25 protein-coding genes are annotated in these 26,447 nt (G+C 36.6%); 23 read left to right on the forward strand and 2 right to left on the reverse strand.

What is annotated here, in order from left to right; genetic code table 11:
* Nucleotides 1–19: 19 nt before the first annotated feature.
* Nucleotides 20–115 carry an IS3 family transposase gene (locus ACPV3A_RS30150; protein ID WP_426203347.1) on the forward strand — a complete coding sequence of 32 codons (96 nt, stop codon included), beginning with the start codon at nucleotides 20–22 and terminating at the stop codon, nucleotides 113–115.
* Nucleotides 116–299: 184 nt separating this feature from the next.
* Nucleotides 300–617 (forward strand): hypothetical protein, encoded by a 318-nt coding sequence (locus tag ACPV3A_RS30155; RefSeq protein WP_063477626.1) that lies wholly within the window; start codon nucleotides 300–302, stop codon nucleotides 615–617.
* A gap of 23 nt (nucleotides 618–640) precedes the next feature.
* Here ACPV3A_RS30155 and ACPV3A_RS30160 read toward each other — a convergent pair whose 3' ends face one another.
* Nucleotides 641–1,399, reverse strand: a complete 759-nt coding sequence (locus tag ACPV3A_RS30160; RefSeq protein WP_063477627.1) for a LytR/AlgR family response regulator transcription factor — start codon at nucleotides 1,397–1,399, stop codon at nucleotides 641–643.
* A gap of 531 nt (nucleotides 1,400–1,930) precedes the next feature.
* Here ACPV3A_RS30160 and ACPV3A_RS30165 point away from each other — a divergent pair.
* The 16 genes from ACPV3A_RS30165 (at nucleotide 1,931) to ACPV3A_RS30240 (ending at nucleotide 19,418) form a co-directional block, all read left to right on the forward strand.
* Entirely contained in the window at nucleotides 1,931–3,076 is a 1,146-nt protein-coding gene (locus ACPV3A_RS30165; RefSeq protein WP_063477629.1) for a 3D domain-containing protein, read from the forward strand.
* A gap of 15 nt (nucleotides 3,077–3,091) precedes the next feature.
* On the forward strand, nucleotides 3,092–4,456 hold the full coding sequence (locus ACPV3A_RS30170) for a hypothetical protein (RefSeq protein WP_063477630.1): 1,365 nt from the start codon (nucleotides 3,092–3,094) through the stop codon (nucleotides 4,454–4,456).
* 515 nt (nucleotides 4,457–4,971) lie between these two features.
* The gene (locus ACPV3A_RS30175) at nucleotides 4,972–5,877 is read left to right on the forward strand and encodes a ComEC/Rec2 family competence protein (protein WP_063477632.1); all 906 of its coding nucleotides are present in this window, start codon (nucleotides 4,972–4,974) and stop codon (nucleotides 5,875–5,877) included.
* A gap of 19 nt (nucleotides 5,878–5,896) precedes the next feature.
* The gene (locus tag ACPV3A_RS30180) at nucleotides 5,897–6,109 is read left to right on the forward strand and encodes a DUF3006 domain-containing protein (protein ID WP_063477633.1); all 213 of its coding nucleotides are present in this window, start codon (nucleotides 5,897–5,899) and stop codon (nucleotides 6,107–6,109) included.
* A gap of 175 nt (nucleotides 6,110–6,284) precedes the next feature.
* On the forward strand, nucleotides 6,285–7,436 hold the full coding sequence (locus tag ACPV3A_RS30185; RefSeq protein WP_063477634.1) for a hypothetical protein: 1,152 nt from the start codon (nucleotides 6,285–6,287) through the stop codon (nucleotides 7,434–7,436).
* Nucleotides 7,437–7,454: 18 nt separating this feature from the next.
* Nucleotides 7,455–8,468 (forward strand): 3'-5' exonuclease, encoded by a 1,014-nt coding sequence (locus ACPV3A_RS30190; RefSeq protein ID WP_063477635.1) that lies wholly within the window; start codon nucleotides 7,455–7,457, stop codon nucleotides 8,466–8,468.
* 29 nt (nucleotides 8,469–8,497) lie between these two features.
* Complete coding sequence (locus ACPV3A_RS30195; RefSeq protein WP_063477636.1) at nucleotides 8,498–9,337, forward strand: GIY-YIG nuclease family protein; 840 nt, start codon at nucleotides 8,498–8,500, stop codon at nucleotides 9,335–9,337.
* A 195-nt stretch (nucleotides 9,338–9,532) separates the two neighbouring features.
* Nucleotides 9,533–9,874 (forward strand): hypothetical protein, encoded by a 342-nt coding sequence (locus ACPV3A_RS30200; RefSeq protein WP_063477637.1) that lies wholly within the window; start codon nucleotides 9,533–9,535, stop codon nucleotides 9,872–9,874.
* 356 nt (nucleotides 9,875–10,230) lie between these two features.
* Nucleotides 10,231–10,422, forward strand: a complete 192-nt coding sequence (locus ACPV3A_RS30205; protein ID WP_063477638.1) for a hypothetical protein — start codon at nucleotides 10,231–10,233, stop codon at nucleotides 10,420–10,422.
* 225 nt (nucleotides 10,423–10,647) lie between these two features.
* Nucleotides 10,648–11,310 (forward strand): PilZ domain-containing protein, encoded by a 663-nt coding sequence (locus tag ACPV3A_RS30210; protein ID WP_063477639.1) that lies wholly within the window; start codon nucleotides 10,648–10,650, stop codon nucleotides 11,308–11,310.
* 293 nt (nucleotides 11,311–11,603) lie between these two features.
* Nucleotides 11,604–13,142 carry an RES family NAD+ phosphorylase gene (locus tag ACPV3A_RS30215; protein ID WP_063477640.1) on the forward strand — a complete coding sequence of 513 codons (1,539 nt, stop codon included), beginning with the start codon at nucleotides 11,604–11,606 and terminating at the stop codon, nucleotides 13,140–13,142.
* Nucleotides 13,143–13,318: 176 nt separating this feature from the next.
* Complete coding sequence (locus tag ACPV3A_RS30220) at nucleotides 13,319–14,668, forward strand: hypothetical protein (RefSeq protein ID WP_063477641.1); 1,350 nt, start codon at nucleotides 13,319–13,321, stop codon at nucleotides 14,666–14,668.
* A 178-nt stretch (nucleotides 14,669–14,846) separates the two neighbouring features.
* Nucleotides 14,847–15,869, forward strand: coding sequence for a hypothetical protein (locus tag ACPV3A_RS30225; RefSeq protein WP_063477642.1), 1,023 nt, complete (start codon nucleotides 14,847–14,849; stop codon nucleotides 15,867–15,869).
* A gap of 284 nt (nucleotides 15,870–16,153) precedes the next feature.
* Entirely contained in the window at nucleotides 16,154–18,403 is a 2,250-nt protein-coding gene (locus tag ACPV3A_RS30230; protein WP_063477643.1) for an ATP-binding protein, read from the forward strand.
* 87 nt (nucleotides 18,404–18,490) lie between these two features.
* Nucleotides 18,491–18,745 carry a helix-turn-helix domain-containing protein gene (locus ACPV3A_RS30235; protein WP_063477644.1) on the forward strand — a complete coding sequence of 85 codons (255 nt, stop codon included), beginning with the start codon at nucleotides 18,491–18,493 and terminating at the stop codon, nucleotides 18,743–18,745.
* A 298-nt stretch (nucleotides 18,746–19,043) separates the two neighbouring features.
* Nucleotides 19,044–19,418, forward strand: coding sequence for a DUF2538 family protein (locus ACPV3A_RS30240; protein ID WP_063477645.1), 375 nt, complete (start codon nucleotides 19,044–19,046; stop codon nucleotides 19,416–19,418).
* Nucleotides 19,419–20,423: 1,005 nt separating this feature from the next.
* On the opposite strand, the gene ACPV3A_RS30245 is transcribed toward ACPV3A_RS30240, so the two are convergent.
* Nucleotides 20,424–21,314, reverse strand: a complete 891-nt coding sequence (locus tag ACPV3A_RS30245) for a hypothetical protein (protein ID WP_063477647.1) — start codon at nucleotides 21,312–21,314, stop codon at nucleotides 20,424–20,426.
* An 870-nt stretch (nucleotides 21,315–22,184) separates the two neighbouring features.
* Here ACPV3A_RS30245 and ACPV3A_RS30250 point away from each other — a divergent pair.
* From ACPV3A_RS30250 to ACPV3A_RS30270, 5 genes are all read left to right on the forward strand, one after another.
* Nucleotides 22,185–23,153 (forward strand): site-specific integrase, encoded by a 969-nt coding sequence (locus ACPV3A_RS30250; protein ID WP_063477649.1) that lies wholly within the window; start codon nucleotides 22,185–22,187, stop codon nucleotides 23,151–23,153.
* A gap of 210 nt (nucleotides 23,154–23,363) precedes the next feature.
* The gene (locus ACPV3A_RS30255) at nucleotides 23,364–24,053 is read left to right on the forward strand and encodes a hypothetical protein (protein WP_063477650.1); all 690 of its coding nucleotides are present in this window, start codon (nucleotides 23,364–23,366) and stop codon (nucleotides 24,051–24,053) included.
* Nucleotides 24,054–24,390: 337 nt separating this feature from the next.
* On the forward strand, nucleotides 24,391–24,936 hold the full coding sequence (locus tag ACPV3A_RS30260) for a hypothetical protein (protein ID WP_063477651.1): 546 nt from the start codon (nucleotides 24,391–24,393) through the stop codon (nucleotides 24,934–24,936).
* A 39-nt stretch (nucleotides 24,937–24,975) separates the two neighbouring features.
* Nucleotides 24,976–25,521 (forward strand): hypothetical protein, encoded by a 546-nt coding sequence (locus tag ACPV3A_RS30265; protein WP_063477652.1) that lies wholly within the window; start codon nucleotides 24,976–24,978, stop codon nucleotides 25,519–25,521.
* Nucleotides 25,522–25,600: 79 nt separating this feature from the next.
* The gene (locus tag ACPV3A_RS30270) at nucleotides 25,601–25,840 is read left to right on the forward strand and encodes a hypothetical protein (protein WP_063477653.1); all 240 of its coding nucleotides are present in this window, start codon (nucleotides 25,601–25,603) and stop codon (nucleotides 25,838–25,840) included.
* The last annotated feature ends 607 nt before the right edge of the window (nucleotides 25,841–26,447 follow it).

The raw sequence follows: 26,447 nt of genomic DNA on the forward strand, positions 1-26,447 counted from the left end.
AGGAGCCAAATTACGGAGTATATCGGAGTATATTTCGTTTTACAACATGGAACGTTTCCAAAACAAACTGGGCGACCTCTCCCCGATTGAGTTTCGGGAAAAAGTCGCCGCTTAATAAAATCTCTTTTTTTAATGTCTACTTGACGGGGCTATGACCACTGGAGGGACCCTTTTTTTATTCTTTAGAGACCGTTCAGACATAAAACAGGACCTTTCAGTCATACGCTGTTTTTTCATGAATAAACCAATGATAGAATAGTCTCGTAGTCGCACATATTAATGGTTGGAGGGGTCTAAAGATGGATGTATCACTTTATGAAAAAGGACTTTTGAACCAAACTGTCACTTGGTTAAACCATCTGAATTTATCGGTTGGTTATTCATACAAAATTCAAATCAGATTTCATAATGGAACATTTACTAGTAGCTCTATTCAATATGAACGAATGGAATGGGGAGGAGCTATATCAGATAAAGTTATTATCGCTCCCGTTCTTAGACAATTGGAGCGCAAGCTGCAACGGGTTGAAAATACCCTGATAGAAATTGAGATAGACCTAACAACCAATATAATGGGCAAAATTAAGGATGGGGGAATAACTGTCCGTTCCGGATAAAATAGAGTGTTCTTTTACTAAGATTATTTATACCGGTCATAAGAGTCCTGAAAATCTTTGTAATACCTCCGTGTTAGAGGAGCAGTGAGGCCAGTATTTTCAAATTGAACAATAAAATTCTTTGAAATAAACTTATCTGGCTGAATACCTACAACATGAGCCAAATTAATAAGATACGCTCTATGTGAATAAACTATTAACTCAGAGCACAAATCTTTGATCTCGCTTAGCTGGGAAGTAGTCTCCTCGATTGTTCCATTGATTAAGTATACGTTTGTCCTATTGCGGAAAAGATTGCTTTTCTCAACCAATAAGATTTGATCTTCTTTTAATCGAAGTTCTCGATAATTTTGTTTCATTAGGATCCAGCGTGAAGGGTTATCGCTTGTGCTGTTCATAAGAAGGTGTTTAGCTTCTATTGTTCTCTTGGCTTTATTTACGGCTTTAGCAAAGCGATCAAATGTATATGGTTTTACGATATAATCTACGCTATCAAATTCGAAGCCCGCTACCAGGTGTTTACTATCAATAGATCCTGAAATAATAATTAAATTAGGGTTAAGACCCATTTCTAATATTCGCCTGTAGGCATCAAGTCCATTGAGCTTCATAAGCGAAATATCGAGAAACAACAAATCCGGTTGATGAAGCAATGTCTCTTCAACAAGACGTGTACCTGATGATACAGTACAAACCACTTCTAGTCCTAATTCACTTGCATATTCATGGACCACGGTTCGTTGAGATAAATCATCCTCTGCAATTATAGTTTTAATCTTCATACCATGACCTCGCTTATGTACTGCTTGCTGCAACAACGAAACTGTCTTTTAATTATAAACTAAACAAAAAGGATAGACCAACATGGGGCCAATATTAAAAACTATACCAGATTATGCACAACTATGTTTTGACTTCGAATATGTAGTCAATTCTAAACCATCTGAGGTTAATTCTGATGTTGAGATTGCACCTCTCACACCAATGGATCATATCGATTCTATCTATAGTATTTTCTTACGAGAAAATTATGAAGTACGTTCCATAAGAATTAATTCACCTAATAAGAACAATGGGGAAACATTTGAGGTTCTCACAGACCAGGGGCATTTCAACATAAGCTATAGAGACGGCTTCTACTGGTATTATACGCCCATTGCTTGACGACTAACGCACAATATTCAATAATAGATTTAGCCAGCAATTTATATGTGTTAAATGGGGAAGCACCTCAAGGTAGCCTTAACAGGCTCACTTTGAGGTGCTTTTCTTGTTGTATAAATTTCGTTATATGGAGGTGTATATAAATAAGCATGGAAAATCGTCAAATCCATTCAAAAGGATATCTGGTAAGTTCTCTCTTGAACAAAACTTGGATAAGGGTAGCCGCATTTACATTTTTCCTAATCACCATTGCAACTATCCTCTTTTTTGTATTTATATTTCGTAGTGATTATACCAGTATAAAACTTCAAGTGGATGGAAAAGTATTGGATATCAGAACAGAGAGTAAAAGCGTAGAAGAAATGCTACAGGAAGAACTGATTCCGCTCTCTAAAAATGACTTCATTTCGGTACCTCTTCAGTCTGAATTGCAAAACGATATGACCATTCAAATCAGATATGCCAAACCTTTCACAGTGACATATAAAGGTGCGAATTATTCCTTTTCTTCAACTGGACAGACAGTGGAAGCTGCTCTTCAAGATGTTGGAATTATACTTGAGCCAAGCGATAAGACTTCGCCAATTCGTACTGCGACATTGATGAAGGATGATGATATTCACATTATAAAAATAAATCAAAATATCGGATCATCCACTGAAACATTACCTATAGAAACAATAACCGTATATGATGAAACACTTCCAGTAGGTGAACAAAGAATAGCCCAGGAAGGAGTTCCGCAGCAAATTCATAAGATGACAAATCAAACTTACCAGAACGGTGTTCTTGTTAATGAACAAGACGCCGGCAAAGTTGAAGTAAAAGGGGTTCCACAAATAGTAGTAATTGGAACACAAAAACCAAAGCCAGTTCAACAACCTATAGATAAACCTGTTTCACAAACCGTAAAAGAAATGGCTAGCAGCTCATCACTCTCATCACCTTATAACGGTCCCTACGAAAAAATATTACACAATGTTGAACTGTCAGCCTATTCAGCTCATCTAAAATCAACAGGAAAAACTGAGGATCATCCTCAATACGGCATTACTTATTCCGGAGCCAGAGTAGTAGAAGGTCGAACGATCGCAGTCGATCCTGAAGTGATCCCTATTGGTTGGTGGGTATATATTGAGGGCTTGGGATACCGAAGAGCTGAAGATACAGGGGGTGCCATAAAAGGAAATAAAATTGATATCTATTTTGAAAGTGAAGAATACTGCATGCAGTTCGGTCGAAAGTACGGCTTCACAGTGACTGTAATTGGACCTAATAAACCAACTGATAGCTGAAGGAGATAGTGAACGATGTTCCAATTATTTAAAACAAGAAAACAGGAAAACAATGATCTAGTGCTGGGTTGGAGTGCCTCAAATAACAAACCAATTGCTTTACCTGAAAGTTTAAGATTTCAACATGAGGTTGTACTTGGGATTGAGGGAACAGGAAAATCAAGTATCCATTTGCTAAGAAGGATAACCCATGATTTGTTATCTTTATCTCGGGGAGACAAAAGATCTATTGTTGTCTTAGAGGAAGACGGAGGCCTTCTCTCAGGGGCGCAGAAACAAATGAATCGTTTAGGGATTACTCCAAGTCAAGTGAAACTACTGAATGCCGTAGATCCTAAGTTTGAATCTGGCTGGAACCCACTATTAGAAGAACGCGCAGCAGAAATTCTATCACGCGCAATTGCATCAAGTTTGGCGAACTGCGAGGAAAATCTTAAAGACTTCATTGAGCACGATTGTAGGTGGATGGTCAGATTGGTAAAGGCATACTATTCTGACCGAGCAAATCTTATTTATCTTAATCGCTTATACAGTGATCCCCGCTACCTAGCTGACATTGTTGAAGAAATGACAGAAAGAGAGGGATATAGGGAAAATACAGAATGGCAAACGATAACTGACTATTTTAAGCATCATGTTCTTGATTATCTCGAACATGAGGACGATGGTATTTTAGTTCCAACAAGGTATCCTGAAGGACACTATTACGAAGGACTACAGGTGGTGATATCAAAGCATAATATGATGAATTATGAAGTGATCCGCTTTTTTGAGGACATCACAAATGATAAAGGGTTGATGAGAGTTCTAAACAGTACGTCCTCTTTTCGCGTTTCAAAGGTATTGAATGAAAGCAAGATTGTGTTTATTAGAACATCAAAACATCCTCAATATGGATCATTTTTAGGCAATCTGTTTATTAACGCGTTGAGTGTCAGTTTCTTTGAGAAGACAAGTTCTACAGTAGAGCTGCCCTGCTTTCTAACTATAGATGATGCACAGGCTTATGATCTTTCTCCTATCAATTATTTGATGGACTCTACTGTTAATTCTGAGAAATTGTCGATCTCATTGTCATTTCAACGCTATCAACAATCAAATCATCACATTATACAAAAAGTAAAAACCATTACTGGACTTAAGATGGACTACCAAAGCGCTGAAGCTATCATAAACATCATACATTCTTCATTCCAAGAAACCAGTTCAATAAAACCTAATGAGCTCATGCAACTGGATGCTGGTACGTTTGTCATATGGACTTGTGATACAAAAACAGCGAGAAGTAAAGGTCACATCGCTCAAGCTCCTCATGCACTCAATTGCCGTTACATGGATGGACTAATTGCTTCCCACGAGGCAAGGAAGATGTTATTATAGTGCTAAGTAATTGAAATGGACGAACAATCCCTAGCACGCGCTTATGGGATATAAAAGAGCACTAGCCATTCTCGTGTAAACTCTTCAGGAGTCTAAACCTCCCTGAAACACGATGCGCTAGTGCTCTTTCTTTGTTTGTTTATAATAAAGAAGAATATGAAAGGAGCGAATAAGAAACCAAATTGAAACGACTAGGATTCTTTTTTAAGGATTTTTCTGTATAACTCTTCAGCCTCGTCAATAAAGAATAATCGAAGTATGATTAGATCCACCAAGAGACCAATTCCCGTGACCAAAATTGCGGTAGGACTCAACAAAAAAATATCCCATATCAAGTAAAAAAATTGTAGTATTGCGATGGCCACAATTGCGCAACAACCCACCATTTTATATTCCATAATAGAACACCGTTCCTTTCGGTTGATTTTATTATAACTGTATATTTAAACAAATGTCCATGAGTAACGACATAATGAATTTAAAATCCATTAACCTAAAAGGGGATACTAAGAAAAATGAAATTTATAAAAAACCTGCTCATCATTACTGTGTTTTTGCTGCTTATATCTGGGTGCTCATTTCCAACGGCTACAACATCCGGTTCTACAGCAACCAAAATGCAACAAAAGCCGATTGTTGAGTCCAATTTAAAGATTGAAAACGGAAAATTAAACATTATTTTTCTCGATGTATCGCAAGGAGCGAGTCAACTTTTGGTCGGTCCAACAGGTAAAACCATGTTGATCGATGGGGGAGACAACGACAAAGAAGAGTTGATGTTAGAATATCTTAGGAGCTATGGTGTAGAAAAAATCGATATTTTGATAGCAACGCATCCGGATGCAGATCATATCGGAGGCCTTGATGCTGTAGTCTCCAATGTAGATGTTGGGAAAATCTACATGCCTAAAGTTACTAAGAATACAAAGACTTTTGAGTCTTTGCTTACTGCCATTAAAGAAAAAGGGTTGAAGATCACAACTGCAAAGGCTGGCGTAAAACTAGACTGGGAACCAGGTATTGAGATAGATATGTTAGCCCCAGTAAAGGATAAATATGAGGACACTAATAACTATAGTGTAGTCTTGAAATTGAAATATAAGGATAGATCTGCCCTTCTTACAGGAGATGCAGAATTTATTAGCGAAAATGATATGATGGATTCTGGAAAAGATTTATCTGCAGATCTACTTATGGTTTCTCATCATGGGTCGGCCGGCTCCACCAGCTCCAAGTTTCTCAAAGCCGTCCAGCCAGAGTTTGCCGTAATTCAGGTTGGAGAGAATAATTATGGACATCCCACATCGAAGACTCTCCAGAGACTAAAGGATCAAGATGTACATATCTATAGGAATGATTTAAACGGAACTGTGTTTGCCTCGACAGATGGACAGAAATGGTCCGTATCAGTTGAAAAATAATGAAAGAAGGGATACTTTTATGGAAGGCATCATCGACCGATTTGAAGGGGAAATTGTTATTATTGAGATTGATGGTCATACGCAAGATGTAAGCAAAAGTTTAGTGGATCCTGCAGCGTCCCCTGGTGATGTAGTAGATCTGGTAAATGGAAAATGGGTAACTAATCCAGAAAAAACAAAAAACCAATCTGACCGTATTAATCGACTTGCAGAGGAATTGTGGGAAGAGTAGTAACTTTTCAATACAAATAAAGTTGGGGTATAATAGGGGGAATAAGTATTTCCCATGGAAGCACCATGGCAGTCTCTATTAGAGGCTGCTTATGGTGCTTATTTTTTGTTTTGAATTCGCACCACCAGTAATACTAATATAAAATATTTTACAAGACATCTAGGAGGTTAAGTATATGGGTGAAGTATCCGCCTTGCTTATGAAGGCAACCGGTGTACCTACTTTAATATCAATTGATGGATCTATACATGCACTTCGTAAGCTAATAGGTGATGAATTAATGTTAATAAAACCATTTGGTACATATTCATATGCATACAATGTTAAGGCACAAGATAATAGTGAGACTTTTAATCGATTGATTAGATTAGAACATAACAAAGTTACGAAAATTTATGGAGACTTCATAGTTGTTAATTCCCAGACTGTAAACAACCAAACTAGACAGATAATAGTAGATTTTTTAGATGATGACATCGAAGCCGTTTATAAGGAATTAGGATTAACTCAAGAGGATGTTCTAGATGAACGTGTTCATCTACCAAGCATCACTGACGGAATTGTTTCAGAATACGAACAAATATTTGATCCGTCATTCGGCGTTCATAAACTGCGCTTTAATCTCAAAGCTCCAAAAGAAAACGCCATAATGTCCGGCTCTGTTTTAATAAGTAACGATCAAGATACCCTTCGAAATTCTATTCTATTTATGCAGGAGATCATTGGTATGAGTATTACCGATTTCCCCACCATAAGTGATTATGAAGATCTTGCAATTGTCCATGAAATTAAATCAGAAATAACGCAAGATACCAACTCATTTAAAGCTGCACATACTTTAATAGCAACGCTTGAACATGAGTTTGAAATTACATCTGTGTATATCCCCGAACGAATTATTCAACCTAATCAAAAATCCTTCTGGTATGGAATCGGGTTTCAAGATACACCCTTAACCAGAATGGGTTTACTTCTAGAAATGAATTCCGAAAAACAACGAGTGTCAGATTCAGTCAACAAAGTAATACATACAAAACAAGCAGAAACCAGATTATTGCAAATGGCTATGGATGATCCTCTTCTCTCCTGGGGAGCAAAAGGGATACTTCAATTTCTATTTGTAGTTGATTTCCAAACAAACATTAGTCAACTAAGCTCAAGATCTAATAACACTCAAAAGTCAGTTCAAAAATATATTGATGAGCTTATCGATATGGGTTACTTACAAGAACTATTATCAATGCCTAACAAACCCTTGTGGCATTTTGATTCTGGATTGATCGAAAGTATCCTTGCTACCTTAGATGAACAAAAAGTTATGTTTTGAAAGGTGTGAGAATATAACGTGAAGGTACTGTTGGCAATAGAACTCTATCAGTATGAAAGATACATATCAGCTGCTATGTATTGTGAAATCCAAGGAATAAAGAACGGATACTTGTACTACAATCAAAGTACTTCAAATCCAGTTAAAGCATTTGGTCAATGCATCCTTGCTGCAATACAAGTAATAGTTAAATCTTATAACAACCGATCACTTATTTTAGCATTTCCTGAAGCCTATCTATCGATTCTTCATCCCCAAATCAAAAGTGAGATTTATAGAGTACTAGACAAATTTGAATCATTTGAGTTTACTAATGATCGTTATCTAGAAGTACTAAGTATAGTCAATCAGATGGGGGAGATCGATTCTATTGATCAATGTATACTTCATGGATATTCTTCGACTGAGGTAGAGATGAGGAGAAACCAATTAAACGAAGAAAAACTAAGAAAAAAGAAGAGGGATAGGCCCCAAGATTACAACGGAGTCCTGATGCCTTTAAGTGGCGTAGTTATCGACTTCGAAACTAATTCTACTCATGTTAAATATGCACGTATTTTTGAGGTTGGAGCAATTAAATTCAAAAATGGGGTTATTATCGATCGCTTTCAAAGCTTCACAAACCCAGGTATAAAAATTCCAAAGGCTATAAGAGAACTAACCGGGATCAGACAAATCGACATTGATACAGCTCCGACAACATATACAGTAATGAAAAAACTAATCAATTTTATAGGTGATACAAAGGTTTTAGTTGGCCATAATCTCTATTCATATGATTATGAGTTGCTTCGATTATTTTCACAACGCTTCAGGATGCCCTCCTGGAATGGCCAATTATTATGTACGATGAAGTTTGCTCGCAAGAGTCAAATCATTGTGAAAGACTATAAACTCGAAACTCTCTGCCGTCTCTTTAACATTACATCAGGATCGGCACATCGAGCTTTGAACGATTGTGAATCAACATTTGAATTACTGAAAGCATTATATAATCACACACTTTTAGGAAAACAAGATCCTATAGCATGAGATCGATATGAGAGAGAGGGGAAGAGAACATGAAAAGCAACTCAAATTATTATTGGATTAGGATTTTTGATTATATTTATGAACGGGACCATCTTGAGAATGAAAAAGGTACAATGCTGGATGAGTTTTATCTCAAAGGAATTGCTGATAGAGAAGAAGTAAAGTTACAAGTGCGTGAGCGATATTGCTCAAATTCAAAAGAAAATCTGCGGTTTGCCAAACCTAAGAAAGGTAACAATGGTATTTATGCGATCGTGATGGAATCCACTAAGTTTTATTATGATCGATTTTATTGTCAACTTGATTCCATCTGCTTCTTCTGCAATAAACCAATCAAAGGGAAAGCAAGTGAATTTCCAAGAGAGTTTATCGGCGAAGGTTTATTTTATAGTCCAAATGATGATGTATTCAGTGATTTTAATAAGTCTGCTTTTTTTTGCTCAAATGAATGCAAGAAAGATTTTAATATAGTGAAAAGAAATAATGAAGGGGAATTCCAGGTTAAAGAGGAAGGTAACGATGGGAATACATTCGGTTATGTATATCTGATTTATAATCGTGAACAAAATACATATTATATTGGCCAAACCCGCTTCCTTCCCTTTTTCAGGTGGCAAGAACACATAAAGTCAGGAAAAAAAGGAGATATCTCGGATTTGACTTTCTCCGTCTTAGCCAATGTAAATAGAAACCGTAGCTTGACTGATGATCAGAATCAACACTATTTAAATAGCATTGAGTCCTGGTGGATCCAAAAATATAAACTTGAACAGTATAATGTATCTAACATAACCAAACCCAAGATTACAGTGGAGGACTTAAAGGACCGATTTAGGGAGATGGTTGAAGGACAGCCACTATTATTTTAGGAAACCAAGAAAATGACTAAAGGCCGTTTTGATGCTATAATAGAGCCATAAATTCCTTATGCAGGTCCTAGTCATGCGACAAAAGGGCGTTGTCTTTTAAGTTAAAGTGCCTCTTGAAGGTTTGTTGATGGTTGTCATCACATACTTTCTAGGGGCTTTTTGTATTTCAATCCAAAATGCGAAGGAGTCATTTCAATGCATCAAACCCATTTTTTCGCTTATTATTATTTTCACCCTAAACTGACTGGAGCACGTGCAATTTTATCGATGTCTGCGAAGGTGCCTGGTAAGTACCAAATTACTTATTTCGTTTATAGCACACATTCAAAGAAATTCATCCCCTGGAGTGATTCTCTCCGTGACAAAGCAAAAGATTGTGTTAGACAATTAGAGAACGATGGATATGAACGAGAAAGGTTTAAAAAATTCAATCTATTCGAGAATCCGACTAACTTCCAACCATCGCCACTAAGGGACACAAACAAACAATTTAGAATAAAAGAACGAGTGCATCGGGCTTTTGGTTTGATTGACTGATTTAAATTTTGATGAATCAATAGTTCTAATCCTAAACGACTTACCTAAATGCATAGCTACAAAATATTCCCTGTTCAGAGCAGCCGTATAAGACAAGGATATTCTAGTAGATAAAGTGCATATGATAGAACTTTTTACCCATTCCCATGACTAGGACTTTGGATTTACAACAAACATGAAAAAAGATATAGTATAAATATACAAACCTAATGGTTTGAAATGGAAGCACCCATCTAAATGGAGCTAGTTTAGCTTTATTTAAATGGGTCTTTCTTTTGAAATTGCCTACATATTCTACTATTTGATTTTTATGAACTAATTAAATTTAATTTTCACTTTTGAAAGGATGCTTTTAAATGAAGGTTGTATTCACTATTAGTGAACTCATCGAACTTGGCATTTGGAATAAATACTGTATGTGTATGGGATATGACCATTATGCAGTTAAAGATGGTCGTATGAAACTAGACGATGAATTTATTCTGACAGAGGAAGAGTTAAATGAATTAGGGGTTTATTATCTACTAAAGAGCATAGCTGAAATTTAAAGTAGCTGCCATTTAACAAGCTCTTAACTTTCGAGATTTTTCCATCTAAATTTGTTGAGTTGTTCTGTTCTTTTTATAATGAAGTTGTAAACGGTATTGCATGAAAATCCAGGATCCTAAGGTCAATTAATGTTCATTTATGGAGATTATCTTCCTCCAATCAAATTCAAAGAGAAAGATAAATTTAAGTCAACATCTACAAAGTAGTCGGAGGAACAATGTGAAATGAATATATATAAAATAACTGAATCTTCATTAATTAATTGTATTGTCATCATTCATACCAATCAACAAACGATGGGTGGAAATATTTCTTATATTGAAGGTGATGTCTTCGAAATCTGTTTTTCAAACCTTGTAAAGATCGAATTAAGACAAGAAATTGGGGTCACCATTTATTCCCCTGATGGATTAGTTGTTTTCGAGACTTACCCAGTTGCCTCCTATGAAAACAGGTTACTTTGTATATTACCATCAGACTTCCAGCAAAGAATCATCAACCGACGAAAAGACGTAAGAGTACCGGTTACTGATGTACAGTGCTCGATCCTTAATATGAAAACATCGCGTTTAGAAAAAGCGCTGATCCTTGATCAAAGTATCCCCTGTGGTATACAGAACGTCAGTATGAACGGTATATTGTTTACCCTTAAGAGCCCGTTACCCCTTCTTGTAAATGACAGGCTGTCTATTAGCTTCCTTGACCATACTTTTGATTCAACAATTAAGCATATTAAAAAATCTGATCAAGCCTCTGATGTTCAAATTGGTGTTGAGTTTCAAAATTTAAAAGAACATCAAAAACAAGCCATTCGTTCGTTGATTGTTAACCAGCAAGCCGCAAATCGATTACAACAAATCGAAGATGAGCTTGTTGAGCAGGTCTAAAAAACAAAGGAAATTGACACGACCTTTTATATGGATACGATAGCTCTACTTTTATTATCCAGAAGAATTTTGATTCTGAAATCACAATTTATTGTGACATATGACAATTGAGAATCCTATTAAATTCTTTCAGGACCAGATTGATTCAGCAACCTCTGTCAATTTTATTGATGAAGGTTGTTTTTAATTTTCAAGAGAATACCCCCCACTAAATTAAGGAAATAAGAACCGGAATTATGATAGTATACAGTTGAGAAAACAATAAGATCTCTTTCTAGAGAAAGGACATCGCTATGAATGATGATAAAAGACAAGATAAAGAACAAAAATCTGGTGACATTAATCATTCTGAAAAGCCGGCGGGCCGGAAAGTAAAAAATTCTTTGACTGAAATTCGATCAAGTGATCCATTAAAGAGGTTAACATCGGTATTACAAAAAGAATACGATCTTAGAGAAAAAACATCCTCTCTGTTTGATAGTAAAGCAATTAAAGCGCTTAAAGAATCACCTGCCTCTCGTGTTGCACGTACTATGGCGGATCAAGAACGACTATACAGATACACTGATCACATTTCTGCTTTTGATTCTATAAAAGCATCCATGTTCCATCAACCTAAAGGCTTACAAAACGACCTTAGCTATTTACTAGACAATAGAGCATTAAAGGCGCTCGAAGAATCACCTGCTGCACGCATATCTCGTTCATTTATGGACCAGGAGAAAAACTTATATAGCTATACTGCTCAAAATTCGGCCCTAGATTCTTTAAAAAAATCCTTGTTTTATCGACCAGAGGGCATAGAAAAATGGATTCCAACCTCATCTTATAGTCAAATGTTTAATTCATCAGCATTGGATATGGTGAGGCCAATCGCAGAGCCTTTCAAATTACCGACATCATCATTAGATAGATTATTACCTCGTCAAGAGTTTATGGACATTTTCAAAACCAGTCCATTGAATATCCATCAGGGACCCTTAAAATCAATATCAAGATTTCTACCTAAGACATCCGATTTGATATCTGAACCGTTCATCACAACAGGTTTAATTGATTATGCAACTCACGTCAACAGCCTAGCCAATACCTACTTGTATGAACCAAATTTTTCAGATTCTCCTGATGAAGATTCATCAATAATCGATTTAGACCCTACCTCTGATTCGATTGAAACTAAAATTGAGTTAGAACAAATGCCGAGCGCTTTGGGATTGACTGATATCATGGAAATAACAAGAGATGAGATGGTTAAATTCGTTGGGTTTCTACAAAGATATCCAATGCTAGGTTTAGAAGAACCTGTGGGAAAGATCATCAGAGAATCCGTTTGTGATCTTGCAGTCGAAGCTGAAATTGAGGAAACACTCTATCGCTGCAGGGTTCGTGAAAATAATGAGTTAATGCCATGGACGGAAACTGAGATGTGGGAAGCTCCAATGGGTGTAAGCTCACAGGGAAGGTTTAATGTTGGTGGCAATGGCTTTTTCTATTTATCACAAACAAGTGATGTAGCGATTCGTGAAATGAAACAAGAAAAAGGGAAAACTTATGATATTGTTCAATTTAGGTTATCAGCAAAAATTAAATTAATTGACTTAACAATGTACTCATGCCCGTTATTTGATATGTGCATGTACCCCGCATCAAATAATAATAAAGTAGTTAAAGAATACCTGGTACCAAATTTTCTTTCACAATGTTGCCAAAGAGAGGGCATACATGCAATAAAATATAAGAGCATGTTTAACTCTGATGTTGAAAACTTTGTTTTTTTTGATAAACTACGATCTTGGTTCTATTATCTTTCTTCTGAAACGGTAATAAGGTAAAAAATTTGTGAAGAATCTCATCATTTAAATTGACGGGATTCTTTTTTCATTTTTATAGTTTGCATACGCTAACCTTAAATATATGAACAAGGACTATTACTATTCAAAACAGGCATTCCAATCTCTAATAAGATATAATATAAATACAAAATATGACATCTCTGTGGGGGGATGAAATGAAAGAGAGAATAGTTAAGAAAGAGCGAAATCTAATGATTAATAGTCATATCATAGATGAACACCCTTGGCTAAAAGAACTCTTGCTAAATAATGAAAAAATATCGATTGATGATGTTGCTGAAGAATACAAGAACGATTTCAGATATGTGGTGCCTTACATCATAAAACAATGTGGTGATGAGTGGAGAGGGGATGAATCTGTTCTCCACCCTATTGAAGACTTAGGTGAAGAAAGACGACCGTGCTCATTATGTGGCACAGGTAATAGGTATATATATTATATTCAGAATAAGCTAAATGGGCGAAAAATGAATGTTGGTAAAGACTGTGTAGAAGAATTCGTAGATTTAAGTACCATAGCACAGGGAGTGTCAAAGAGTAAGTTAATAAAAAAAGCACAAGAAATTAGGCGAATGAGTACGATTAACAAGAGATTTCCAGGTATTCAGAACAGAATTGACACATGGGAAAATCGATTGAATCGTTACTCTGTAGTTATACCAAGTTTGTACGAAGAGCCACATTCTAAAGATGGCGAACGTTTGAATGATATGCATAGCAAGTACCTTAGAGGAGATTATGATGAATCTGTTTTTGATGATATCGAGAGCATTTTGTCTAGTGAGGCCTCTTACATTGACCAGTTTGATAGCTATACAGAAACAAATGTCGGTAACCCATTTATAGCGACTAAAAAAATAATTAACTGGCTTGAAATCCGTAATGATTATAAGTCGATTAATACATTAAAAACGATTGGATTCATTACGGTTGAGACAATTTCATCTATATGGGAACCAGAGTATGTCAGCAAACAAAAACCGATTATAGAAGATGTCTTTGAAAGTATTGGTGCAACAGTTTTAAATCTTGATCAGGAAAGTAATGTTTTTGTCCTGAAAATCGGACATTCTAAAATAAAATTGGCTTGCCGGTTCGAGAAGTTCTTCTCTCACTTCGGCCAGATATTATTGAATGAAAAACCCAAAGCTGCGTTTAGCCTTGCTAACATCATTAGAATCAGTGAATCTTACGATCTAATATCAGTTTATACATTTATTGAGGATTTCAAAAAACACATAAGTAAATGGGGCATTGGTTTCGTAACCACTGATTCATCGATCGATCAAAACAAAGCTTATCTTAAAGATAAACAGACAAAAAAATATGTGGAGTCAGATCTTTCCGAATTATTTAATAGGTTTAAAGGTATTGTCCTCGGCATGGATAAACCTACACGTAACGATCTGGAGTTATATATAAGTTCCCATCCTGGTAAAAAATATACAAGAGAACAACTTAAAGACTTGAACAGTTTGAGCAGGAGCCTAAGTCAACGTCCCTAGATGAATAAATTAGGAGTAATATACAGCCTAACAGGAACAGTACCTACTCCAACACATGGCAGATGAATTTAGCTATGATAATACTACGTATAAATTTATGATAGAATTCTAGACGACCACATTGTGAATAATGCGCCCTCAATTAATTTCATTTTTTAACTAATGAAGGAGACTTAACGTGCAGAGATCAGAGAAAATAGCAATAGCTGAAATAACAAGTGTTTTATCTAAGGGAGAACTGATTGATCCTAAGTCTAATCCTGATGTATGGCCTGATATCCTCCGGAGAGCTGGATTTCCGGAACTAGCAAAACAGAAAGAAGCTCTTTTGGTTCCTTTCACATACAATGGAGGATTCACCAATCCAAATCCTAGATTTGACAGGATTAGTAGTACCCTTTTTGATATTCTGATTTATATTTCTCAGCCCCACCCTTTTAGCGATAACAATATGTTGGACGTACATGAATTCCTAAAAACAGTCGTTGAAGAGATTGATCCCTTAACAACAATAAAGGCTGAACTGGTCGGGACAGAAGCGAGGATTTTTGATGATGAAATTAAACTAAACGAAAAGAAGAAAAATATCCTCTCTCAAATTGAGTCAAACCCTGAATTATGGAACTCACATGGCATTCTGCCATTCAAGAAATTTCTACGAGCAATCCGTGTGTTATCTTTAGACATTAAAATTGTTGATGGTCAATTTGCCCTTCGTCCTTTAACTACGGGAGTTGCCAATCGAGATGAGGATACTTCCAGTTTAGAAGCATGGCTTCAAAATCAACATCCTGAGGTACATGGAGCTTATCTTGATGCCATTAATAATTACATTGAGGAAAGACCAGGCTCTTGCATTGCTGATTGCCGTGTTGCGTTGACTGGATTATTCTCTAACTATACAAATATGAAGGATTGGTTCAATGGTGTTCTACAACTTACACCTGATAGCTATAATGATGCAGAGAAGATTTTGAAAATTAAAAATGCAGCCGTGATTCTACAAGACAAAGCGGAAGAGGGAGCAACTTTCCCTCGGTTTAAATTAGTGTATAGAGCATACGCATTATATTGCGAACTAGGTCCTCATCGCACAGAAGGTGTTGAGGAAGAACCGACTATTAATGATGCGCTATGGTGCCTCAGAATCCTTGAAGATGTAATGATCTGGGTGATGAACCTTCCAAGAAACAATTCATAATTTCTCCTTAAGAAGCTGAAGCCCTAGGGAACTTTACTCCCTCGGGCTTCTTTATTGTTTTTTAAAATTACGAACATATATGACTAACAAATAGCAGCAATTATTGCCCATATTATGCGAATATGAAATCAATACACTGCCATATTCGGATACACTCCGAGTAATCTCTAGCAACTCCCTTTTATAGATTTAAAAATATCCGCGAGAAATTGATAAGCGATATCGCTTATGATAATTTAAATATAGATCGCTTGTGTAAAACATATTATCGGGGGGACATACATATGCAACTGGTTCGTGAGGATTGGAAGCTATTTCGTAGTATTGAGACGCTTTGCCAAAAGGCGGGTGTACACCGTCAATTCATCCCGCTACTCGTCGTCAAAGAATTGGTTGATAACGCTTTGGATGCTACTGGGGACTGTGAGTTAGAGCTTGTCGATGATCACAGTTTTAGGGTAACTGACAATGGTGCTGGCATTGATCCAGAATGGATTGAACAATATTTTTCGATTAATCGACCGATGATTTCTTCTAAATTGCTTCGGCTGCCGAGTCGTGGAGCTCTTGGGAATGGTCTGCGAGTTGTAACCGGTTCAGTTATTGCTACGGGAGGAAGTCTAACAGTTTCTACCCGAGGTCAAGTTTATAGAATACATCCACAAGAAGATGGGAGCAGTACAAAGGAGTGGATCTGTACCGATAGCCATAGCGGGACTTCGATTCTTGTAACCCTTGGCATGACTGTGAACCAAGATACGCTAAGTTGGGGAAAGACGGCTATTGCATTCACTAGACAAGGGAGTATGTTCTCCGGTTTCTCTTCACCGTACTGGTACACATCGGAAGCTTTCTATGAGCTCGTGAATGCTGCTAATATGCCAACGGATAAATTCTTGTCACTTTTCTGCAGCAGCCGCAAAGCAGTTAAGATTCTTAAACAATTCGAACATGAATCCGGATCCTTACTCTCAACAACGGATCAGTTCAACTTTGCAGATACAGAGGTCTTAATGAAACTGATGCGTGAAGAAATACGTACAACTGTCCCACAAAAACTAGGGGAGGTGGGTGATGGTTTTAAGAATTTGGAGCATTCCAAAAAGGTAGGGGATTTTTGGATGGCATCCGAAAGAGGCAAATTCGATGCTAGTATTCCCGTCGTTGTCGAAGCATGGACTGGCATTCATAAAGGTAACACCGATTCTAAAGAATCCGATTTGACAATATGCGTTAATAAAACGCCTGTAACAGCTGATGTCAGAATCAGTACTAAGCAGGCTACGAGCACACTTTGGGGGGGAGGATTATACATTGATGTGCGGAGCCGCCCCGCGAGTTTTTTTGTTAATATCATCACCCCTTATATGCCAATTACAAGCGACGGTAAAGCTCCTGACTTAAGGGTGATGTCTGAACTAATCGAAGATGCAGTCAAACGGGCAGCATCAAAAGCAAAAAAGAAACATCAAACCGATTTGTCAGGGGGGCGAAGCGAAAAACAGATCATAGTAGATAATATGGAAGCTGCAATAGAGAAGACCAGTGGCGGGGGTCAGTATATATTTAGTCAGAGACAGTTGTACTATGCAATCCGTCCCTATATTATGGATGCTTTTGATGGAAAGCAACCGAATTACACGTATTTCTGCTCCATTATCACTGACTATGAAGCAGAATACGGAGATATACCGGGAATGTATAGAGATCCGCGGGGAACACTCTATCACCCTCATACTAGCGAGGAGATCCCGCTTGGCACGATCGCGGTAGATAACTATAATCGACCGAGCTGGACATTTAATAAAATCATTTTTATTGAGAAGGAAGGGTATTTTGCCAGCTTACGGGATGTAGGCTTTCCGGAAAAGTATGACTGTGCTCTGCTCTCTTCTAAGGGTTACGCTTCGAGAGCTGTAAAGGACTTATTCGATCTACTGGGAGAAACGGACGAAGAGATTCAGTTCTTTTGTGTTCACGATGCAGACGCTGCCGGAACTAAAATATTCGAGACGTTGCAAGAGGCCACAAGTGCCCGTCCTGAACGAAAGGTTAAAGTCATTAATCTCGGCCTCGATCCGGAGGAAGCTATTAATATGGATTTGCAGGTCGAGTCCTTCGAAAGTGATAGGCGCCGGCCGGTAGCAGATTATGTATCTTATCGATGGACAGAGTGGTTGCAGTCGAATCGCGTGGAGTTGAACGCTATGACAACACCTGAGTTCATTGAGTGGTTGGAAGGGAAAATGGAGGATTACGGTGTCGGCAAAGTAATCCCTACCGAAGAGGTGCTGGCCAGAACATTCGAAGAAAGCGCAGAACGAGTTATCCGTTCTCAAATAATGCGTGACATTTTGGATAAAAATTCCTATGAGAAGCAAGTGGAGATCGAACTGAATAATGTAAGAGATCGTATGGATACTGCGAAGATGAACATTCGCAATAAAGTGAGTGATAAGCTTGCTGATAACCCACAGCATCGCTGGGATGCGCCTGTAATTGAAATGGCAAACGAGGTTATCAATAAGCAATAAGGAAATTATCTTCAACCTCTTCCTTTCATAGACACAATACGCGATATCGCTTATATTGAGTTTAAAGCATTTTTTGAAGGTGATATAATGAATTCCAGTGACTATGGCAAGGACAATGATTTAGCCTCCAAACTGCCAATGAATCCTCTTGAACACATTATGGATGTTGAAGAAGCTTCTAGGCTTTGGGGGCTTAAGCCTTCTTACATAAAAGATTTATGCAGATTGAAACTCCAAAAAGAAGGAAAGGCCGTTAAGAAGGGTAAGACATGGATTCTTGATAAAAATCAACCTAATCCTGGTCAACCAAGACACCCTAAAAATTGGAGATCTAAAAAATAGATTTGAAATCACATTTTTGTTCCCATCCAGGAAAACGAAACGAAACATAGTTCGGGAAGGTCTATCGAAAATATTGAACGCAGCAGCGGCAGAAGTCGCTCGATCTAAGTTAAATAGAGACTCATACACTACGTAAGGCGTTCCGGATATCACTTTAACCAAAAAACAAAAGATGTAACTCTCCTGCAGGAGATATTTGACCAGTCAGCTCAATTCATCACCATGAGATACATAGGGATTAATCAAGACATAATTGATCGGGAGATTAGCGAATTTCACCTTTGAAGGAGGTTTTTTGATGTTCTTTGTTGATGAGGCCCATAGAAAGAACTATGAATCTCTATTAATTTTTTATGCAAGCAGCCTACCCAGTATTGAATATGAAGTAGCTTGTTATATCTTGGCTTTGCCCGATGTTTTAAAGAGAATACCTGAAAACAGTGGTAAATTTCCTTTTGATTGGGTACATCATTGGGAAGATGAGAATGATGAAAGCACTAAAAGCTTGACTGATGCTATTTTTTACATGGATGATCCATACAAATATTTGGTGTTTGCGGGAATGCACATGTATAACGGTGAAATATTTAGACTTAATAGTGGTCTGAGTACATGGAACGACACTCATTTTCAAGTTTTTATACAGGCATGTAAGATTAGAGGAAAGCTATAAATTGAATAAGAACCTATAACGCAATAAGGGTATGGCAAGAGCGGAGCGGGGGATGGTCTTGCATACAAACTTTGATTTGTTGTAGAACTGAAAGTCTTTTGTTGGAAAAGATTGATTCGACAAAATAGCAAAGTGTAATTGCAAACGGGGTGATTAACTAGTGGAGAGAATGTGTAAGTGGCATGAATTGCACGACAAAATGTTAGAACAGGTTAGGATTGTCCGTGATACAACGAAAACATCTCAAGAACGGCTTCAGGCACGCATTCGCTTCGAATTTTGGCGCGATCAACGAAATGCAATCGAGGAGTGTATTTGTCGCTAATAAAACCATTGGATAAAGAATTAAATGGGTAAACAATAGGGAGCGTGCATTAATGAAGATGTGGGATGATACCCATGTCGATAGATTGATCCTACCAGAATACCGCAAAAAAATAGGGATGATTGGTCGGTGTAAAAGGAGAATATTCTCAAAAATTTCTATTGATTATTTGCTTGTTCAACTGAGGTCATCCTATCGTGAAAATGACTGGGCTAACAAAAGTGGTATTAACGTGGGGCAGCTATATGCTTATCGACAATTTACGAAGTATATGACAATAGAAGAAAAGAGAAATCCTCAGATCCTTTCTAATAACAGAATCGAGGACTTATCCAATTTAAGCAGAGTAGATTCATTTCACATCAGGACGTTATTCCAAATTTTTTATATGCGATACAGAATGTCAGGGTTTAGAAATATGGATTTGGAAAAGTCCCTCCTAAGCAGTTTACATCGAATCCCTTCAGATGTCCGGAATACTACAGATTGAAAACTTATTGTCGGTCTTAAATGGTGCTACAGGAGGTTTTTGAGAAAGAAGCCGTACACGCTTTACATAGAGCGGACAGGTCCATATAATGCCGGACGGCTTCTTGCCTTTGGATTTCAACCTTTGCTTTGAATGAGAATTAATAAAGAACGAATATACAACATCTTTTCCACTTTTGAAAATGGAATTTTTATTTATCATTCTTTTCCTGCAGTTTTCTTAATAGCTCTTCAATCGTTTCGCTATGTCTTTCTCTTAATTGATCCATGGCCTTCTGTAACTCCAATTTCTCCTTAAAGATTTTTTCTCTTGCTTCCATTTCAGTTTCTTTCTTAATATGTTCAATGTTTCTTTTATGTTCTTTTTGTAAATCATTATACCTTTGTATTAATTCTTCTTTATCACGCTTGGCTTCACTTGAAATTCCCTCTATGCGAACTCTTAACTCCTTCTCCACCTCTTTTAGGTTAACAATTTCACGATCATAATTTTCCTTTAGATCATGCATTTGCTGTTTCAGTTCAATAACTTTCTGTTCTGCATCTATAAGTTCCTCAACACGAGCCTGTAATTTGGAGTTATTTTCATTTGTTAATTTATTTAGTTCTTCGATAGCCTGAATCGTTTTCTCATACTGAACCATTTTAGAGCGAAGTTCATCACATTCCTCATTTAGCTCCATAAGCTCCTGGTCTTTAATTGAGAGCTTTTTTTGTTGTGCGTTTTTTTCATCTTTTAGAGATGTTATTACTCGCTCTAAGCGCTGTAACTCATCTTGAGATTCCTTCTTTTGTTCCGTAAGTGAATCGGAACCTCTTTCCATAACTCTAATGAATGAGCTAGATATACGGTTTAAATATTTTTGGAGTTCCTTGAGCTCTGCTGCAAACCCTGGTTCAGTCTCTTGTAAATCCTTAAGTTTGGATAATTGCAATAGACTTGCTATAAACGCATCATCTGTCCCCCCAGCTGCAGCCTTCATCTGATCATACATAGTACGAGTAGAAGGGGACAACCTCATTCCTTTTGTTTTACCCTCATTTTCAATCATGTCAACATTCAAATTTTCAGTGGCGCTCATTTATTCATCTCCTATGTTAACATCAATATTTCTTATATAACAGCTATGTTAACATGTTAACCTATCTGTTATATGGTAACAATAACATGGATTTAAACTGAATGATAGTAGTGAGCCGTTTATTTTGGGTGTTATAATTAAAGAAATCCTAACTTCCGATAATGTAAGTGTATCGGAAGTTAGGATTGTAGAAGTTTTAGTTGAGGAAAAGAAGGAGTGAATGGAGAAGCGTAAATTGGATTCTTCGTTTAGATTTTGGAATAATGAATTGACGAGATAGACGTTATAATCGTTTAAAAAAACTGCTATATGGGATCATTGGAGGCGATTATCAAATGATAGTCATGAGATTGCTAGTTAATATAACATTCCCTATGTTTATTATTCTTGTTTTATTATGTCCCTTTATTTCTGTATATATACATGGTATGAATACAGAAAACTTGATTGCTATCATCATAATTACTCTTATTAGTTCTTGTCTTCTATTCAAATCAAATAGGGAAAAGATTGGTGTGTTTATATGCAGAGGATGAACGGGGGCTTGATCTAGGAAATATTCCAGGTTTACTAACCTTGGTCGGATGCATGTATTTTCTTTGGTTTTACCTCCCTTACATATTTAGTGAATACTTCGAGGTGTACACTAGTTATATACTGAACTTAAAAGTAGATCCTCAAAGCTTCAAAATCGGTACTCTACTTTTCATTTCTTTTTGTTTCATAGTTGACCTCTCTACTAATTTCATAAGAAAAATCAAAAAGGGAACAGTATGAATATTATGTTAACCATTATTCTCAAACATTTATAAGTTCGGATTCATAAAATTTGTTCTTTGGTTCTTTGTAACGGGGGAGAGGATTATTGAAATGATTACACCTGCATTTAACAACGAAATCCAAATGGCTGAGGAAACTCTAAATAAACTATTAATGCTAACTAAGCAGTATGTCGACAATTCCAAATCAGATAATACACTCAGGTCTTATCGCTCAGATTGGAGGCATTTCAAAGATTGGTGTGATAAGTATCAGCTACCGGCCAAACCAACAAATGATGAAACATATGCTCTTTATCTCTCCAGCTTAGCTTACGAAGGAAAAAAAGCTAGTACGATCCAACGCCGTATGACTGCTATATCACAAGCACATACACTAGATGGTTATGATTCACCGACAACTGCTCGGATTAAGACAGTATGGGCAGGGATAAGAAAAATGCACGGTGCTTCAGAAACCGGGAAGCTTCCCATTTTGGTTGACACTTTGAAATTAATGCTTAATGAACTTCCTGATAAACTGATTGGAGTCCGAGACCGTTCACTTTTGCTACTTGGATTTTCTGGAGCATTCCGACGAAGCGAATTAGTGAATTTGGATGTTGAAGATATTGATCTCTCAAGGGAAGGGCTTACGATCCGAATTAACCAATCCAAAACAGATCAAGATGGAAAAGGACAACTTATTGGTATACCTTATGGTACAAACATCGAAACCTGCCCAGTTAGATCTTATCTATCCTGGTTACAAGCTGCTCAAATTGAATCTGGTCCTGTTTATAGAGCAATTAATAGACACAGCCAGATCTCTGAAAACCGCCTATCAGATCGGTCTGTAGCATTAATAGTAAAGCGTTATATCGATGCTATCGGACTCGATGAATCTAAATATGCTGGTCACAGTTTGAGAGCGGGACTAGCAACATCAGCGGCCATGCTCGGCAAAAGCGAACGTTCTATTATGGAGCAAACAAGACACAGCTCCGAAGCCATGGTGCGTAAATATATACGAATGGGATCTCTTTTTACAGAGAATGCAGCTGCCGGCATCGGTTTGTAATGATGAGCTATTAATCAAAACATACCAAGACTTTATACGTGAGCATAGTAAAGAAGCGGGAAGAAAGCTTTCATCCCGCTTCTTTTCTTTTGTTTCTCGAACCAACAACCCTTGTTATATATTAAACGTAACAGCTTATATTTAAAAAAATCATCATCCGTAAGTTAATAATGATTGAGTGTAATCATGAAATTAAGGAGGGACGCAGATATGTCTTTAAAGAGAATCATTTCCGCTTCTGTTATAACTTGTACTTCACTATCAATCCTTTCTGGCTGCTTTTTAGAGGAGCCGAGTATTGCCCAGCAAGAAATAAACAAGCAAACAGAACAAAAGATGCAGCAAGCTGCTCAACTAGCAACCCAAGTGGAAGTACCCCAAATGGATGCGAGCTTAGAACGACAGAATATTGTTGACCGCATCAAAGCTTTTAATGATCCATCAAAGCTTATGTGGCTATACGTAATTTCCGAAGGGAATATAATCGATAGGGTACCAGTAAGAGGAAAAGTTACGAATGGTAACAAGAGGCTTACCAGCACTGAAACTTTCAGTAAGGCATACCAAGGTGGTTACAATAATGATGTCATTGTTGAGGCACCTGATGAAGTTGGTGTGTTTGGAAACGCGGGAGATTTTATCTTTTGGTTCGACCCTTCAGGTGAGATATATCAAACGAATGGTACTTACTATATAAAACCTCACCCATACAAATATACTACGGCGGGGATCACAACTGATATCGATGAACAAGAAGTTGCCAAGATCCCAGAATACAAAAAACAAATACAAAAGCACTTGTCTTCACTGAAAAAAGCTCACAAAGGAAATGCTGTGAAGAATAAGATTGAAGTAGAAAGAACTGATAACTTTGAATCTGAACCATTGGTTTCAAATTAGAATCACTTATGGGAAGCATTACGAAGTAATCCCACGGAGGGTGCTTGATGAATTGCAAAGATGAAGTGTAATAGTTAAGTGAATTAACTATTGGCCCTGTTATTGCTCTTTTGGTAGTAGGCTGCTATTGGTTCTCACAATTTTAGGATTTACGATGTATATATACAACTAGATTAAAGAAAGTTTCCGAAATTAACAACACCTCTAGGAAGAGAAAGCATATCAAATCTATAGTTTAAGTAAGCTATTTCATATTTTTGCTAAGATCTATATATTGCTTAGAAATTAAAACTAAATTCTTGTAAGCACAAAAATCTTCATGATAAAGGAGTTATACATGACGAGGGAAGAATTCATTTCAAATTATCCTTTGATGGAATCAGGCTCACCTCTTATAAAACTTATAAACTTAATTATAATTTCAGTAATCATTGGAGTCTTTATCACAGTACTTGTTTATTTTTTCTTTTTAAAAATAAGTAGAGAAGTTAATAGGTTCCTGCTTTTTCTATCATTTGCTCTTACGACTATCATTTCTATATTTCTACTGACTAGTATATTTGATGTTTCTACAAAACCAACTTTATCATCCGAATTAAATCATTCTATAGATGTTTATAAATGGAAAAACTTCACTTTCCATGAAGAGTATTTACCATATGTAGCACTAGAAAGGTATGAAATTATAGAAAGGACATTAAATAATGGAAAATACTCAGTAGTTTTGGACACCGATAAATCTATAAAAATAGTAGAGACATCAAAAATACAATATACAAATTCTGAAAAACCGTATGTTGAAGCTAAGTGGGTAGGTGATTTATCTGAGTATGAGATTTATCCGGATTTCCATGAAGTGACTTTATACTTACCAAAAAGATAAAATGATATACTAAATCTTAGTTAAAGGAGTATGGCTGATTTGACAAAAGAACAATTAATAAGTTTATATCCAGGTGATGTCCCGCCCGATATACCAATATGGATTAAATTGATTCTTGTATTATTTGGTTTAATTGTTGGTTCTATTTTAATATATAAATTTGATACTGAGTCAATTCGAGAAAGAATAAAATGGGTTCTATATATTTATTTAGGCGCTCTTTTAATAGGCTCATTGGTTCTTTCAGACTTAGTTTCGTACATAATCGAGACATCAAACAGCAAAAAATGGGAAGTCCAAAAGAAAGTCTGGGAAGAAACACATGTGCCTGACTTCATAAACAACTTACCGGAAAAATCACTTCATGTTCTGGATATAGTTAGTGAAGCAAGGGAAACAATTGTTAAAGTTGAAGATGACAAAGCGGAACTACAGTCTCTAGTCGTTGATAAAATAAGAGTATCTAAGGACGATAAGACAACTCTAACAGTCAAAGATGTTAGAGGAATGAGCATGTACGGTATACAAGATGGCTATTATCATATAGAGTTAACTGCGCCAGCGGAAGAACTCATCAAGAAATAAATTACTAATCAATCTTTATATGAAATTGACTGATTTTCTTTTAACCTATATCTCCAATAAGGGAAAGGAGCACACATAAATGAAACCGAAAAAACTTGCATTTATAATGGGGATTGCTTCCTCTCTGATCATTGTTTCAGTATTATCCGTGGTAGCTATAAACATAAATTCCCTTGAAGCAAAGCAAGAACAGAGAGCTAAGATGGTAAACGAAGTGATAAAACGTTCAGATATAATGGCTGAATACGCTAGAAATAAAAATCTAGAATCAGTCGGGTGGATGATAAACATTAATACTAGTGATTTATCTGATAAGTAGAAATGCATGTGTTATATATCCATCTGTTAGTTGCTAATGAATTAATCTAATTTTTAAAAGCTTTACTAATAAAACTTCCATCAATAAATCAGAGGTACCTAATGAAAAATTCAAATACCAATTCGAATACTGAATTAACACCACCTGCAATACTTAAATTTGCTGCATTGACACTAATGATCATTATTGTATCTTGCCTAGCCTATTCATTTTCGCACCAACCACCATCTTTTAAAACATTCCTAACAGGAACAATTGGTACTTTCCTATTTTATAGCGTCACAATGCAAATGTTTTTAGAAAGGCACAGGTACCAAACAACTTGTAAACTTTTCGAAAAATCTTCAAAGGAAAGAGAAATATCTCCACCAAATCACAAAACACGTGCTTCTGATACAATAAAAGCTCTCGCGATTACCACTTTGGGGTTTGGTTCTATGTTCTACTTGTTTATAATTGTGGAACCAATGAACAGAATGGTACTTTATTTGTTATCCGGGTCTATAGGAGTTAGCTTGTACCTTATTATACATACAGGTTTTACATACCGCTGGCTTAGATATAAGTGTTTTGGTGCCTGATATATGTATCATTTCTGGAAATGAAA

Origin of the sequence: Paenibacillus sp. Dod16, assembly GCF_049893405.1 — a bacterium.
Classification (GTDB): domain Bacteria; phylum Bacillota; class Bacilli; order Paenibacillales; family Paenibacillaceae; genus Paenibacillus_AQ.